We start from the raw sequence: 14771 nt of genomic DNA, 5'->3' as shown, positions 1-14771 counted from the left end.
ACGCGAAGTCAGACTATTCGTTATTCGGCACGACCTTTCTCGAAAACCGTTTTACAGCTTTCGAGGCCATGCTCTATCAGAGCAGCCTATATAGGGCTGATCTGGCATTTTTCCAGCATTTCCGGGGCAAATTCAGCTCAAAGAGCCGTAAAAAGCCTGATCATCATGCCTTGTGACGCGCGAGAGCCTCGTCGATGAGATTTTTCGCCGCCAGAAATGCCGCTTCTATACTCATTTCGCTTGTATCAAGCAAGTGCGCGTCTTCAGCAGGGCGCAACGGAGAATCAGTGCGGTTGGTGTCGCGCGCGTCGCGCTTCTTCAGATCAGCGACAATTTCGCCAAGATCGGCAGTGCCACCCTTCGAAACGATCTCGTCAAAACGCCGCTCCGCCCGCACTTCCGGCGAGGCCGTGACGAACAGCTTTATCTCCGCCTTGGGGCAGACCACGGTGCCGATATCGCGGCCGTCAAGAACGCTGGCTGGAAGGGCTGCAGCAAAATGGCGCTGGGCTTCGACAAGCGCACGCCGCACGGCTGGCATGACTGCCACCTTCGATGCGGCCTCGCCGATATCATGAGCAGACAGGACGGTCTTGTCCATTTCGCGCAGATCGAGGTGGCGTGCGGCATCAGCGGCCAGCAGCTCGTCGTCGAGCGGCAGGTTCTTGTCGAGCAGCGCCTTGGCGACTGCGCGATAGGTCAGCCCGGTGTCGAGATGCGGTATGCCGTAATGCGTGGCGATGCGCCGGGCAAGGGTTCCCTTGCCCGAAGCTGCCGGTCCGTCGATGGCGACGATGAATGGCTTCATTCGGCTTCGCTCGGCTCGATCTTCGCACCCATTCCCGTCATGAGGTCCATGAATTCCGGGAAAGAGGTTGCAATCATCGTGCTGTCGTCAACCGTCACAGGCTTTTCCGATGCGAGGCCCATAACGAGGAAGCTCATCGCGATACGGTGATCGAGATGGGTTGCGACGACACCGCCGCCGAGCCCCTTGCCGTCTGGGCGACCGCGAACGGTCAGCGACATTTCGCCTTCCGTGCAATCGACACCATTGACTTCAAGGCCGCGGGCAACAGCTGCCAGGCGATCCGATTCCTTGACGCGCAGCTCATCGAGCCCGTCCATCACCGTTTCACCTTCAGCGAAACTCGCGGCGATGGCCAGCACCGGATATTCGTCGATCATCGAAGGCGCGCGTTCCGGTGGAACGGTGACGCCCTTCAGCCGGGACGATTTCACGCGCAGATCGGCGACATCTTCGCCGCCGGCAAGGCGTTCATTGAAGACTTCGATATCCGCGCCCATTTCCTGCAAGGTGAGGATCAGGCCCGTGCGGGTCGGGTTCATCAGAACGTTGCGGATGGTGACATCCGAACCTTCGACCAGCAGCGCTGCTACCAGCGGGAAAGCCGTCGAGGACGGGTCGCCCGGAACATCGATGGTCTGGCCGATCAGCTTGCCCTGTCCGGTGATGCGGATATGGCGCACACCGTTCTTGTCTGTTTCGACGGTCAGGTCGGCGCCAAAGCCCTGCAGCATCTTTTCGGTGTGGTCGCGGGTCATGACCGGCTCGATAACCGTTGTGACGCCCGGCGTGTTGAGGCCGGCCAGCAGCACAGCCGATTTCACCTGCGCGGACGCCATCGGCACGCGATAGGTGATCGGATTGGCGACGCTCGGTCCAACGAGGGTCAGCGGCATGCGGTCGCCGTCGGTCGACTTCACCTGCACGCCCATCTGGCGCAGCGGGTCGAGCACGCGGCCCATCGGGCGGCGTGACAGGGAAGCGTCACCGATAAAAGCTGTGGTCATGTCATAGGTGCCGACGAGGCCCATGGTCAGACGCGCACCGGTGCCGGCATTGCCGAAGTCGAGCGGGGCTTCCGGCTCGAGCAGGCAGCCATTGCCGACTCCATTGATGATCCAGACGTCGCCGTCCTTTTCGATCTTGGCGCCCATCGCCTGCATGGCGCGGCCGGTATTGATGACGTCTTCACCTTCCAGCAGGCCGGTGATGCGGGTCTCGCCCGATGCCAGGCCGCCGAACATGAAAGAGCGGTGGGAAATGGACTTGTCGCCCGGAATGCGAATTTCGCCGACCAGTGCCTCCGAGCGGCGGGCGACTGCGGGTTTCGGGGAAGCGGAATGGGACATGGATTTTTCACTGTCGCATTTTTGGCGCGAACACGCGCCGGGATTAAGAGATAAGCGGGGCTTCACTAGCATAGTAATAGTGAACGGTCATCCGCGAATACGCCGCTGATACGCTGCCGAACGCAGCTATAAGAAAGAGTCTGCGTCATTCGGAGTCTTTCGCTTTGACAAATGCGCCAAATTGCGTTTATGCACCGAACAACACAGTTAAGGCGCGCACCACCCACTTTTCTCGCTATGCAACGGGCTCCGGGGTATAATAAGAACCATAGTGGTGGCCTGAGAAGCTCAGCAGGCGCGTTTTTGAAATGAATTTATGCCCCCTTTATAAAAGTGGCCACGCGCCACGGGCGTAACGGGAATAAAACTCACGAGGCTCAACGTGGCAAAAGCTGAACTTGGTACCAAGCGCATCGACCCGGAAACGGGCAAGAAGTTTTACGATCTGAATCGCGATCCGATCGTTTCGCCTTACACCGGCATCTCCTATCCGCGCTCCTATTTCGACGCGAATGCAGAAGCGCGCGTCGTTGAAGAGGAAGCCGAAGAGGAAGAACTGGATACGGCAATGGAAAAGCCGGATTTCGTTTCTCTCGAGGATGCCGACGACGAAGCGAAGGGCGGCGGCGACGATCTGCCGGATATGGGCGACGACGACGACGTTGATCTGGGCGACGACGATGACGACACCTTCCTCGAAGAAGAGGAAGACGAGGACGACGACATGTCGGGTATCCTCGGCGGTGGCGTCGGCGGCGACGACGAAGAAGGCTGATCCTTCGGGGATCGCTTCGATTTTTTGGAATTGTGGAAAGGGCAGCTCACGAGCTGCCCTTTCTTTTTGGCGTCGTGGTTGAGCGCTTTCCACAGCCTCCGGCGGCGGAGGTGGGCATTGGGCGAAATTATTTTCGCAGATGTGAAAAGAGTTGCGATTTAGCTCTTGATCTTCTGGCAAACGCCATTTAATAAGCCGCCACACCGGGCAGCAAGTTCTGCCTGGCCCACCTCGAAAGAGGTCTGATGGGGCCATAGCTCAGCTGGGAGAGCGCCTGCATGGCATGCAGGAGGTCAGCGGTTCGATCCCGCTTGGCTCCACCAAATTTCCTCCGAATTGAATGACCATCTTTCGCTCTCTGCCGGAGAGTTTTCTGTCGTTCAGGCTTCGTCTTTCGTCATTTTTTTGCCCGCTAGATCAATTCATGCTCGACTTTATCGTGGAAGCATATACTGACTTATATGTTACAGTATTTTTGCGATGTCATTTAGATGAAACGGTTACCTGATTTCGATGGTCTTCGGTTTGTATTGTGTCTTGGGATCGCATTCTTCCATTATTCTTTCCGGGTATCCGTCGACAATGAGGCGGTGCATTCTGTTATATTAACATTTGCTTATTTTACGGATATCTTTTTTATTCTGTCTGGATTGTTTCTGGCTCTTCGCTCCAATTATGATTGGAATTTCGTCCGCTACGTGTCTTTCGTCGGCAAGCGGCTTGCGCGAATCTATCCGTTACATGTGGCTGCCTTTTCCTGTTTCGCCCTGATGTCGATACTGGCGGCTGCGGGGCTGTTCCACCCATCCGTGCCGCCAAACATGAACTGGCGTGACGGGCTGGCTCAATTGCTGCTTGTACATAACTGGGGGCTGGGAAAGAGCTTTTCCTACAATTATGTCAGCTGGTCTCTCAGCGCCTTGTTCCTGATGTATCTGTGCTTCCCGCTGTTCGACTGGCTCTGCAAGCGCTTCGGTGACTGGGTGCTAGTCCTGGTCGTCGCGGCTCTGCTTGGGGGCGAATATGCGGCGCGAGTTCTGGAAACTCCGTCCCTGACACGGGTGCAGTGTGCCGATCTTGGCGTTTTCCGCGTCTTGCCGTCCTTCCTGTTCGGCATGTGGCTCGCGCGGCAGAAGCACGGCGATTTGCCGAAGAGCTTCATCAAACTCGCTTTGGCGGCCTGTCTGGTGATCTTTCTGTTCTATCATCCGAAAAGCGGGATTCCGAACACGGCAACGCTTGAAGGGCCATGGCGGCTCGTCTTTCTCTATTTCAGCATCTATGTGCTTTTTGCGGCCAGTCGACAGAATCTTTACACGCCGCTGCAATGGAGCGGCTTCGTTAAAATGTCACGCTACAGTTTCGGCATTTTCATTCTCCACCCGCTGGTCGGCGTGGTGTTTTTCAAGCTGGTTCCCAGTAGTTGGGGGCAAACGACCATCAGTGCGATTGTGTTGATGAGCTTGGCCGTCCTTGCCAGCATCGTTACCGCTGTCGTCGCATGGCATCTGTTTGAAAATCCGGTCCATCGCTGGGCGGTGCGACGCCTCGAGATGTGGGCGGACAACAGAACGAAAACGCAAGAGTGATGCGCTGACACGACGCATGGCTGTGAAAAAACATGGACCTGTCGGGAAGTCTCTTTTAGAAATCTCAGGCGGCGCGGCTCGTAAACGGATATTGGCTGCGCCTGTGTAGGGAGGAATGATGAGCACTGAGGCAGTTTCCACGCAGTTTTCGCAAGACCATCCGCTGTGGCAGCCCGATGCGCAACGCATCGCAGCCAGCACGCTGGAGCAATTCCGCATTCGCGCTGAACAGCGCACCGGCCTTGACCTGCCGGATTATGCGGCGTTGCATCGCTGGTCGGTGGAAGATCGCGCTGGCTTCTGGACGCTCATCTGGGATTTCTGCAACGTCATTGGCGAGCGTGGCGAAACGGCCCTTGTCGACAAAGGACATATGCGCGAGGCGAAATTCTTCCCCGAAGCACGTCTCAATTTCGCGGAAAATCTTCTGCGCCAGCAGGGCCGCGACGACGCGATTGTCTTCCGCGGCGAAGACAAGGTCGAACGTCGCCTGAGCTGGAACGATCTGCACGCGCTGGTTTCAAAGCTCCAGCAATTCATGCTGTCGGAAGGCGTGGAACCCGGCGACCGCATTGCCGGCATGATGCCCAATATGCCGGAAGCGGTTGCGCTGATGCTGGCTGCCAGCTCCATCGGTGCCGTCTGGTCGTCGTGCTCGCCGGATTTCGGCGTGCAGGGCGTGCTCGACCGTTTCGGCCAGATCGAGCCAAAACTGTTTTTTGCTTGCGATGGCTATTGGTACAATGGCAAGCGCATCGAGGTGGCCGACAAGGTCGCGCAGGTAACGGCAAAGCTGCCGGGACTGCGGAGATCGGTAATCGTGTCCTATCTGGGCGAGGCGGAAGCCGTCGCGCAGAACGCCGAGAAGGGCATTGCACTCGACGAAGCGCTGAGCGCCTTCGCCGCCAAGCCGGTGGAATTCACGCGTCTGCCTTTTGATCACCCGATCTATATTCTGTTTTCGTCCGGCACGACCGGCATTCCAAAATGCATCGTCCATCGCGCTGGTGGGGTGCTGTTGCAGCATCTGAAGGAACAGCAGCTCCATGCGGATATCCGCGAAGGTGACCGCTTCTTCTATTTCACCACATGCGGCTGGATGATGTGGAACTGGCTTGCCTCGGGCATCGGTTCCGGGGCTACCTTGCTGCTCTATGACGGCTCGCCGTTCTATCCCGACGGCAATGTGCTGTTCGATTATGCTCAGGCCGAAGGCATGACCTATTTCGGCACGTCGGCGAAATTTATCGATGCTGTGTTGAAAGCCGGTCTGAAGCCGGGTGAAACACACGATCTTTCGGCACTGCGTACAGTATCGTCCACTGGCTCGCCCTTGTCGCCGGAGGGCTTTGCTTTCGTTTATGACGCGATCAAGCCGGATGTGCATCTTGCGTCCATTTCAGGCGGAACGGATATCGTGTCCTGCTTCGTGCTGGGTGTGCCGACGGAACCCGTTTGGCTGGGCGAAATTCAGGGCGCGGGCCTCGGCATGGCTGTCGATGTCTGGAACGATGACGGCCAGCCGGTGCGCATGCAGAAAGGCGAACTGGTCTGCACCAAGGCGTTTCCGTGCATGCCGCTGCAGTTCTGGAACGATCCGGACGGTGCAAAATATCAGGCGGCTTATTTCGAGCGCTTCGACAATATCTGGTGCCATGGCGATTTTGCGGAATGGACAGAGCATGACGGCATCGTCATCCATGGCCGTTCGGACGCAACGCTGAACCCCGGTGGCGTGCGTATCGGCACGGCGGAAATCTACAATCAGGTCGAGCAGATGCCGGAGATCGCTGAGGCGCTCTGCATCGGTCAGGACTGGGACAAGGATGTCCGGGTTGTGCTCTTCGTGCGGCTTGCCGCAGGTGTGGCGCTCGATGACGATCTGAAGGCGCGGATCAAGACCAAGATTCGCACCGGCGCGACACCGCGCCATGTTCCGGCAAAGATTGTTGCGGTTGCGGATATTCCGCGCACCAAATCTGGCAAGATCGTCGAGCTTGCCGTTCGTGATATCGTGCACGGTCGCGACGTGAAAAACCGCGAGGCGCTGGCCAATCCGGAAGCACTCGAGCTTTATCGCGACATTACCGAGCTTCAGGAGGATTGATCTGATCAACCTCCAACTGCTTGGAATTGCCGGATAACATGCGCAACAAAATTGCGTTATCCGGCAATAAATAGCCACAGAACGCCGCGCAAAGCCATTGCCTATTTGGCCGCCACGGGACACTCTGACCGGATATGGAGCATTTCCAGCAAAAGTGCGTAGCGGTTTTGCGCAGGACAATGCGTCATAAAAATATCTGTCTTGCGAAAGGCGGATACCGGGCAGAACTTGTGGAGGACGAGTATGTTTGCTTCGGGCATGAATTTCGGTCTTGGCGAGGAGATCGAAGCCCTTCGTGATACGGTGCGCCGTTTCGCTGAAAGCCGCATTGCGCCGCTTGCCGCCGAAACCGACCGCAATAACGCATTTCCCATGCATCTGTGGCGTGAACTGGGTGAGCTGGGTGTACTCGGCATTACCGCGCCCGAAGAATATGGCGGCGCTGGGCTGGGGTATCTCGCCCATTGCGTGGCCATGGAAGAGATCAGCCGCACCTCGGCCTCGATTGGCCTCAGCTATGGCGCGCATTCCAATCTCTGCGTCAATCAGCTCAAGCGCAATGGTTCGCCTGAACAGCGGGCGAAATATCTCCCAAAGCTCATTTCCGGTGAACATGTCGGCGCGCTTGCCATGTCTGAGCCGGGGGCCGGTTCCGACGTTGTTTCGATGAAACTTCGCGCCGAAAAGCGGGGCGACAGATACGTTCTTAACGGCAACAAGATGTGGATCACCAACGGCCCCGATGCGGATGTGCTGGTGGTCTATGCCAAGACCGATCCGGCGGCTGGCTCGCGCGGGATCAGCGCCTTCATCGTAGAAAAAGGCTTTGCTGGCTTCTCCACGGCACAAAAGCTCGACAAGCTCGGCATGCGCGGCTCCAACACTTGCGAGCTGGTGTTCGAAAATTGCGAAGTTCCAGCTGAAAATCTGCTGGGCGAAGTCGGTAAGGGCGTCAATGTGCTGATGTCCGGTCTCGACTATGAGCGCGTGGTGCTGGCGGGCGGTCCGCTCGGCATCATGGCGGCCTGTCTCGATGTCGTGGTGCCCTATGTGCATGAGCGCAAGCAGTTCGATCAGCCGATTGGCGAGTTCCAGCTGATGCAGGGCAAGCTTGCCGACATGTATGTGACCTTCAACGCCTCGCGCGCTTACACCTATGCGGTGGCGGCGGCCTGTGACCGGGGCGAGACCACGCGCAAGGATGCGGCGGGCTGCATTCTCTATACGGCGGAAAATGCGACCCAGATGGCCTTGCAGGCAATCCAGTCGCTGGGCGGCAACGGCTATATCAATGATTATCCGACCGGGCGTCTGCTGCGCGACGCCAAGCTTTACGAAATCGGTGCAGGCACGTCGGAAATCCGGCGTATGCTGATCGGACGGGAATTGTTTCAGGAGACCCGTTAATGCCGGTTCTGAAATCCGAGATATCGACGCGCGGCGCGACCTATCAGGCCAACCGCAAAGCCCTGCTTGAGGCCATCGATATCGTGGCCGAGGCGTCTCGCCTTGCCATCGATGGCGGTGGTGAAAAAGCGCGCGAGCGTCATGTTTCTCGCGGCAAGCTGCTTCCCCGTGACCGCGTTGCGCAATTGCTGGATCCGGGATCGCCGTTTCTGGAAGTCGGATTGACGGCGGGGCACGGCATGTATGGCGGCGCTGCGCCATCCGGCGGCATCATCACCGGCATCGGGCGCGTATCGGGCCGCGAATGCATGATCGTCTGCAACGATGCGACGGTGAAAGGCGGCACCTATTACCCGGTAACCGTGAAAAAGCATCTGCGCGCGCAGGAGATCGCGGGCGAGAATCGCTTGCCCTGCATCTATCTGGTGGATTCCGGTGGGGCCAACCTGCCTAATCAGGACGAGGTATTCCCGGATCGCGACCATTTCGGACGCATATTTTATAATCAGGCGCAGATGTCGGCAGCGGGTATTCCGCAGGTTGCCGTGGTCATGGGGTCATGCACCGCAGGCGGTGCTTATGTGCCCGCCATGAGCGACGAGACGGTGATCGTGCGCAATCAGGGTACGATCTTTCTGGCGGGACCGCCGCTGGTGAAGGCCGCAACCGGCGAAGTGGTGACGGCGGAAGATCTCGGCGGCGGCGATGTGCATACGAGGCTGTCCGGCGTGGCCGATCATCTGGCCAATGACGACGCCCATGCCTTGCAGATTGCGCGCGCCATCGCGGCCAATCTCAACAGCGAAAAACGCTCCTTCATTCCGAAGGGCGAAGGTGCTGCTCCGCTTTACGACCCGGAAGAACTGCTCGGCGTGGTTTCCGCCGATACACGCATTCCCTATGATGTGCGCGAAGTGATCGCGCGGCTGGTCGACGGCTCGGATTTCGATGAGTTCAAGGCGCGCTATGGCACCACGCTGGTTTGCGGTTTCGCGAGCATTTACGGCATGCCGGTCGGGATTATCGCCAATAATGGTGTGCTGTTTTCCGAAGCGGCCACCAAGGGCGCGCATTTCATCGAGCTTTGCTGCCAGCGCAATATTCCGCTGATTTTCCTGCAAAATATCACCGGCTTCATGGTCGGGCGCAAATATGAGGCCGAGGGCATTGCTAAGCATGGCGCCAAGCTGGTGACAGCTGTGGCAACGGCCAATGTGCCGAAAATCACCATGCTGATTGGCGCATCCTATGGCGCAGGCAATTACGGCATGGCGGGGCGGGCCTATTCGCCGCGCTTCCTGTGGACCTGGCCGAACAGCCGCATTGCGGTGATGGGCGGCGAACAGGCGGCGGGCGTGCTGGCAACCGTCAAGCGTGACGGGATTGAACGCACCGGCGGAACATGGTCGGCGGAAGAGGAAGCGGAGTTTAAGCGCCCGACGCTAGACATGTTCGAGCGCCAGAGCCACCCGCTTTATGCCTCTGCGCGGCTTTGGGACGATGGCGTTGTCGATCCGCGCAAGTGCCGTGAAGTGCTGGGACTGTCGCTTTCCGCAACGCTGAACGCGCAGGTCGAGCCGACGCGCTTCGGCTTGTTCAGAATGTAGGGAGGTAATCAGATGTTTAGGAAAATACTGATTGCCAATCGCGGGGAAATAGCTTGCCGGGTCATCCGCACTGCGCATGAATTCGGTATCGCCACGGTGGCGATCTATTCGGATGCGGATGCCAATGCGCTCCATGTGGAGATGGCCGACGAGGCCGTCGGCGTCGGTCCGGCGCTTTCGGCGCAAAGCTATCTCAATATTGAGGCGATCATCAAAGCAGCACTGGAAACCGGCGCGGAGGCAATCCATCCGGGCTATGGCTTTCTCTCGGAGAACGCTGGCTTTGTCGACGCTGTCGAGGCGGCGGGGCTGACCTTCATTGGCCCATCTGCAAAAGCCATCCGCGCCATGGGGCTGAAGGATGCTGCCAAGGCGCTGATGGAAAAAGCCGGTGTGCCGGTTGTGCCGGGCTATCACGGCGACAATCAGGATGGCGCTTTCCTCAAAAGCGAGGCGGACCGTATTGGTTATCCCGTGCTTATCAAGGCACGTGCAGGCGGCGGCGGCAAGGGCATGCGGCGTGTCGATCAGGCGGCGGATTTCGCAGTAGCACTGGACAGCGCGCGCCGCGAGGCAGAAGCCTCCTTTGGCGACAGCGCCGTGCTGGTGGAAAAATACATGACCAAGCCGCGCCATATCGAGGTGCAGGTCTTTGGCGATGATCACGGCAATGCGGTCCATCTCTTCGAGCGCGATTGCTCGCTGCAACGTCGCCACCAGAAGGTGATCGAAGAAGCGCCAGCACCCGGCATGACGCCGGATATGCGCACGGCCATGGGCGAAGCCGCGGTGAAGGCCGCCTTGGCCATTGGCTATTCCGGTGCAGGCACGGTGGAGTTCATCGCCGATGTGTCGGAAGGGCTGCGGCCTGACCGGTTCTTCTTCATGGAAATGAACACACGCTTGCAGGTGGAGCATCCGGTGACGGAGGCGATCACCGGTCTCGATCTGGTCGAGTGGCAATTGCGCGTGGCCTCGGGCGAAACCTTGCCGAAGCGACAGGACGAACTTGCCATCGACGGCTGGGCTTTCGAGGCTCGTCTTTACGCCGAGGACCCGGCGCGTGATTTTCTGCCCGCAACGGGCAAGCTTGCTCTTTTCGCCCCGCCGGAACAGGCGCGCACCGATTCCGGTGTGCGGTCTGGCGATACGATCACACCGTTCTACGATCCGATGATCGCGAAGATCATCGTCCATGGCCGCAATCGCGACGAAGCGCTGAACCGGCTGGACGCGGCGCTGGGTAAGACCCGCATTGCCGGTCTTGTCACCAATCGCCAGTTTCTGTCGGCACTCTGCAAGCTGGACGCTTTTCGCAGTGGCGATGTCGACACCGGGCTGATTGCGCGGGAAGCGGGGCATTTTTTTGCCCAAGAGCCACCATCGGAAATCGCCTTTGCACTGGCGGCATTGACAGCGCTCGATCTTCTGGATGCACCGGCAAAAGACGAGCCCCAAAATGATCCCCAAATTGATCCTTGGACGCGCCTGCGCGGTTTCCGTCTTTGGGGCGATGCATCGCGGTCGGTCACGCTGGATCATCAGGGTGATCGCCGGGCGATCCGTTTCACGATCGATGATCAGGGGCGTTTCGGCTTCGACTTCGGCCTGGTCGAAATCCGCAGTCACGAAAGCGGTGTGGTCCGGTTTGGTCTGGATAGTCGTGTGGCGCAAGCATCTGCTGTGCGGATCGGTCAGGATGTGACGGTGCAGTTCGACGGACGCGACACCATATTTCATCATGTGCTGTCTGCCGGAGCGGAAGATGACGCCGCCACCGAAAGCCGCATTCTGGCGCCAATGCCGGGACTGGTACGGCTTGTGTCCGCCGTGGAGGGCGCCATCGTCACCAAGGGCGATCCGCTGGTGACGATGGAAGCGATGAAGATGGAACTGTCGCTGACCGCGCCGCGCGACGGCAAGGTTGCGACGGTGACGGTCGCAGCGGGCGATCAGATCAATGAAGGCGCGCTGCTTGTCGAATTGGAGGAAGACCATGGCTGACCATGTCGAAATCGTTGAAATGGCGGCACGTGACGGGCTGCAAAACGAGAAGCGCTTTGTGCCGACGGCTGACAAGATCGCGCTGATCGACCGCCTGTCCGGTTGCGGTTATGCCCGCATTGAGGCGACGAGTTTCGTCAGCCCGAAATGGGTTCCGCAACTGGCCGATGCGGCAGAGGTGATGGCCGGTATTCGTCGCGCCGACAGCGTGCGCTATTCGGTGCTCGTGCCGAATATGAAGGGCTATGAGGCGGCGGCAGCAGCCAATGCGGACGAGGTCGCGGTCTTCATTTCCGCTTCGGAAGGGTTTTCGAAAGCCAATATCAACTGCACGATTGCCGAAAGCATTGAGCGCCTGTCGCCGGTGATCGGTGCTGCGATCAATGACGGGTTGGCTATACGCGGCTATGTCAGTTGCGTTGTCGAATGTCCCTATGACGGACCGACCGCGCCGCAGGCCGTGGCCGATGTCACCGAGCAGCTTTTCACGCTCGGTTGCCATGAGGTGAGCCTTGGCGACACGATTGGGCGCGGTACGCCGGACAAGGTCGCGGCCATGCTGGATGCGGTGTTGGCGATTGCGCCCGCACATAGTCTGGCGGGCCATTATCACGACACAGGCGGACGCGCCCTCGACAATATCCGCGTCAGTCTGGAAAAGGGCCTGCGGGTTTTCGATGCTTCGGTCGGCGGCTTGGGCGGCTGCCCTTTTGCGCCGGGCGCCAAGGGCAATGTCGATACGGTTTCCGTCGTCGAGATGCTGCATGAAATGGGTTTTGAAACCGGGCTCGATCTGGACAAGCTGCGGTCGGCGGCATTGTTCGCGCAGGCGCTGCGGCAGGACAAAGCTGCATGAGCGACTTTGAGACCATCGATGTTGCGATTGATGCACGTGGCGTTGCAACGCTGACGCTGAACCGGCCTGAGCAGCACAATGTGCTGTCCGGCCTGATGATCGATGAACTGACCACCGCGACGCTGCATCTGGCCGATAATGCTGCGGTCAGGATTGTCGTTCTGACCGGCGCAGGTAAAAGCTTTTGCGCGGGCGGCGATCTGGGCTGGATGCAGGCGCAGGTGAATGCCAGTCGCGCGCAGCGGATTGAAGAAGCACGCAAGCTTGCTCTGATGCTGAAGGCGCTCCGCGATCTGCCAAAGCCGCTGATCGGGTGCGTCAACGGTCAGGCCTATGGTGGTGGTGTCGGTCTCATTAGCGTCTGCGATGCCGCCATCGGTGTTGCTGGTGCGCGCTTCGGGCTTACCGAGACAAAGCTTGGCCTGATACCGGCAACGATCAGCCCTTATGTCGTGGCGCGCATCGGGCAGGCGAATGCGCTGCGCATGTTTACCTCTGCCAGATTGTTCGACGCGCAGGAGGCAATGCGCATCGGCCTGCTGCATCGGGTGGTCGAGGCTGAACAACTGGATGCGGCGGTGGAGGAGGAGATTAAGCCCTATTTTTCCACTGCACCGGCGGCGGTTGCGGCGTCGAAACGGCTCGTGCATGCGCTGGTCGCGCCGATTGACGAAGCCGTCATCGATATGACGCTGACCCGTCTTGCCGACACATGGGAAACACCGGAGGCCGCGGAAGGGATCGCGGCCTTTTTTGCGAAACAATCACCATCATGGAAGGGAGGGAACGCATAAAAGGGAGGAGCGGATTTTCGTTGTAATTGTGGGTACTTGGCCCCTTGCAATCGACAGCCGGAAATGCATTCTTAGCACATCACGAAAGCGGCTCCCGTTTTGGAGCAGTTTTCCGAAACCGCCGAGGCTGTTTTGGATAATATTATGGCTCCAGTCCCTTTTTGGGTGCGGTGCGGCGCGCTTTTGGATCGACCCTTTGAAATCGTAAGATGAAACAAAAGGGAGGGCCCGGCAATTCGGCAGCATATGAGCGCTGAGAATTGACCGGATGGGTTGCCATCATGGGTTAGATGAGGGCGCGTCCCTGGACGGCGCCCCACCAAAGGAGAAAAAGAATGAACCTGAAACTTCTGTCCAGCGTAGCTTTTGCAGCTACACTCGGTTTTGCCAGCGCCGCTTATGCGGATATCACCATCGGCGTTGTTGCACCGCTGACGGGTCCGGTTGCCGCTTTCGGCGATCAGGTGAAGAAGGGCGCAGAAACCGCTGCCGAAGTCATCAACAAGGCTGGCGGCATCAAGGGCGAGAAGATCGTTCTGAAGTTCGCCGACGATGCCGGTGAGCCGAAGCAGGGCGTTTCCGCTGCCAACCAGATTGTCGGCGACGGCATCAAGTTCGTCGTTGGTCCGGTCACGACCGGCGTTGCCATTCCAGTATCCGACGTTTTCTCGGAAAACGGCGTTCTGATGGTCACCCCAACCGCTACCGGCCCGGACCTGACCGCACGCAAGCTGGAAAACGTGTTCCGCACCTGCGGCCGCGACGACCAGCAGGCTGAAGTCATGGCTGATTTTGTCCTGAAGACCATGAAGGACAAGAAGGTCGCCGTGATCCACGATAAGGGCGCTTACGGCAAGGGTCTGGCCGACGCTTTCAAGGCTGCGATCAACAAGGGCGGCATTACGGAAGTTCATTATGACTCCGTCACCCCGGGCGACAAGGATTTCAGCGCGCTGGTTACCAAGCTGAAGTCGGCAGGCGCTGAAGTCGTTTATTTCGGCGGCTACCATGCTGAAGGCGGTCTGCTGTCGCGTCAGCTGCATGACGCTGGCATGCAGGCACTGGTTCTCGGCGGTGAAGGCCTGTCCAACACCGAATATTGGGCAATCGGCGGCACCAACGCACAGGGCACGCTGTTCACCAACGCAAAGGACGCCACGAAGAACCCGGCTTCCAAGGACGCTATCGAAGCGCTCAAGGCCAAGGGCATCCCGGCTGAAGCCTTCACGATGAACGCCTATGCTGCTGTTGAAGTCATCAAGGCTGGTATCGAAAGCGCCGGTTCGGCTGATGATTCGGCTGCCGTTGCCAAGGCTCTGCATGACGGCAAGCCTATCGAAACCGCGATCGGCACACTGACCTATGGCGAAAACGGCGACCTCAGCTCGCCGAGCTTCGACATCTTCAAGTGGGATGACGGCAAGATCGTCGGCCTCGAATAAGACTTTTCGAGCAAATAAGGAAACGCCGGGCTT

Annotated in this window: 11 protein-coding genes and 1 tRNA gene; 10 read left to right on the top strand and 2 right to left on the bottom strand. The window is 58.7% G+C overall.

The window, feature by feature from the left end:
* Positions 1-163 precede the first annotated feature (163 nt).
* A complete protein-coding gene (gene cmk / locus FHW00_RS00865; RefSeq protein ID WP_078337783.1) occupies positions 164-808 on the bottom strand; it encodes a (d)CMP kinase in 645 nt (214 codons plus the stop codon).
* A complete protein-coding gene (aroA, locus tag FHW00_RS00860; RefSeq protein ID WP_182514632.1) occupies positions 805-2157 on the bottom strand; it encodes a 3-phosphoshikimate 1-carboxyvinyltransferase in 1353 nt (450 codons plus the stop codon). Before aroA ends, cmk begins: the two co-directional genes overlap by 4 nt.
* A gap of 382 nt (positions 2158-2539) precedes the next feature.
* Between aroA and FHW00_RS00855 the strand changes: the two genes are divergently transcribed.
* From FHW00_RS00855 to FHW00_RS00810, 10 genes are all read left to right on the top strand, one after another.
* On the top strand, positions 2540-2932 hold the full coding sequence (locus FHW00_RS00855) for a TIGR02300 family protein (RefSeq protein WP_078337784.1): 393 nt from the start codon (positions 2540-2542) through the stop codon (positions 2930-2932).
* A gap of 247 nt (positions 2933-3179) precedes the next feature.
* Positions 3180-3255: transfer RNA gene (locus tag FHW00_RS00850), tRNA-Ala, on the top strand.
* Positions 3256-3423: 168 nt separating this feature from the next.
* Positions 3424-4521, top strand: a complete 1098-nt coding sequence (locus FHW00_RS00845) for an acyltransferase family protein (RefSeq protein ID WP_078337785.1) — start codon at positions 3424-3426, stop codon at positions 4519-4521.
* Positions 4522-4639: 118 nt separating this feature from the next.
* A complete protein-coding gene (locus tag FHW00_RS00840; protein ID WP_113533741.1) occupies positions 4640-6628 on the top strand; it encodes an acetoacetate--CoA ligase in 1989 nt (662 codons plus the stop codon).
* Between the two features lie 258 nt (positions 6629-6886).
* A complete protein-coding gene (locus FHW00_RS00835; protein ID WP_176168304.1) occupies positions 6887-8035 on the top strand; it encodes an isovaleryl-CoA dehydrogenase in 1149 nt (382 codons plus the stop codon).
* The gene (locus tag FHW00_RS00830) at positions 8035-9642 is read left to right on the top strand and encodes a carboxyl transferase domain-containing protein (protein WP_078337787.1); all 1608 of its coding nucleotides are present in this window, start codon (positions 8035-8037) and stop codon (positions 9640-9642) included. The genes FHW00_RS00835 and FHW00_RS00830 overlap by 1 nt, the downstream gene beginning before the upstream one ends.
* Before the next feature lie 12 nt (positions 9643-9654).
* Positions 9655-11646: an acetyl-CoA carboxylase biotin carboxylase subunit gene (locus FHW00_RS00825; protein WP_182514631.1), complete on the top strand. Its 1992-nt coding sequence runs from the start codon at positions 9655-9657 to the stop codon at positions 11644-11646.
* On the top strand, positions 11639-12502 hold the full coding sequence (locus FHW00_RS00820; RefSeq protein WP_078337788.1) for a hydroxymethylglutaryl-CoA lyase: 864 nt from the start codon (positions 11639-11641) through the stop codon (positions 12500-12502). The genes FHW00_RS00825 and FHW00_RS00820 overlap by 8 nt, the downstream gene beginning before the upstream one ends.
* On the top strand, positions 12499-13296 hold the full coding sequence (locus FHW00_RS00815) for a crotonase/enoyl-CoA hydratase family protein (protein WP_078337789.1): 798 nt from the start codon (positions 12499-12501) through the stop codon (positions 13294-13296). The genes FHW00_RS00820 and FHW00_RS00815 overlap by 4 nt, the downstream gene beginning before the upstream one ends.
* Positions 13297-13631: 335 nt before the next feature.
* On the top strand, positions 13632-14738 hold the full coding sequence (locus FHW00_RS00810) for a branched-chain amino acid ABC transporter substrate-binding protein (protein ID WP_078337790.1): 1107 nt from the start codon (positions 13632-13634) through the stop codon (positions 14736-14738).
* Positions 14739-14771 lie beyond the last annotated feature (33 nt).

Source organism: Ochrobactrum sp. P6BSIII (assembly GCF_014138065.1).
Taxonomy (GTDB): domain Bacteria; phylum Pseudomonadota; class Alphaproteobacteria; order Rhizobiales; family Rhizobiaceae; genus Brucella.
This window is presented reverse-complemented; position numbering and strand designations above follow the sequence as displayed.

What these genes read in the sequence shown, in the direction of transcription:
- cmk (WP_078337783.1), bottom strand. Translation starts at nt 808, where the DNA reads ATGAAGCCATTCATCGTCGCCATCGACGGACCGGCAGCTTCGGGCAAG.
- aroA (WP_182514632.1), bottom strand. Translation starts at nt 2,157, where the DNA reads ATGTCCCATTCCGCTTCCCCGAAACCCGCAGTCGCCCGCCGCTCGGAG.
- FHW00_RS00845 (WP_078337785.1), top strand. Translation starts at nt 3,424, where the DNA reads ATGAAACGGTTACCTGATTTCGATGGTCTTCGGTTTGTATTGTGTCTT.
- FHW00_RS00840 (WP_113533741.1), top strand. Translation starts at nt 4,640, where the DNA reads ATGAGCACTGAGGCAGTTTCCACGCAGTTTTCGCAAGACCATCCGCTG.
- FHW00_RS00835 (WP_176168304.1), top strand. Translation starts at nt 6,887, where the DNA reads ATGAATTTCGGTCTTGGCGAGGAGATCGAAGCCCTTCGTGATACGGTG.
- FHW00_RS00830 (WP_078337787.1), top strand. Translation starts at nt 8,035, where the DNA reads ATGCCGGTTCTGAAATCCGAGATATCGACGCGCGGCGCGACCTATCAG.
- FHW00_RS00825 (WP_182514631.1), top strand. Translation starts at nt 9,655, where the DNA reads ATGTTTAGGAAAATACTGATTGCCAATCGCGGGGAAATAGCTTGCCGG.
- FHW00_RS00820 (WP_078337788.1), top strand. Translation starts at nt 11,639, where the DNA reads ATGGCTGACCATGTCGAAATCGTTGAAATGGCGGCACGTGACGGGCTG.
- FHW00_RS00815 (WP_078337789.1), top strand. Translation starts at nt 12,499, where the DNA reads ATGAGCGACTTTGAGACCATCGATGTTGCGATTGATGCACGTGGCGTT.
- FHW00_RS00810 (WP_078337790.1), top strand. Translation starts at nt 13,632, where the DNA reads ATGAACCTGAAACTTCTGTCCAGCGTAGCTTTTGCAGCTACACTCGGT.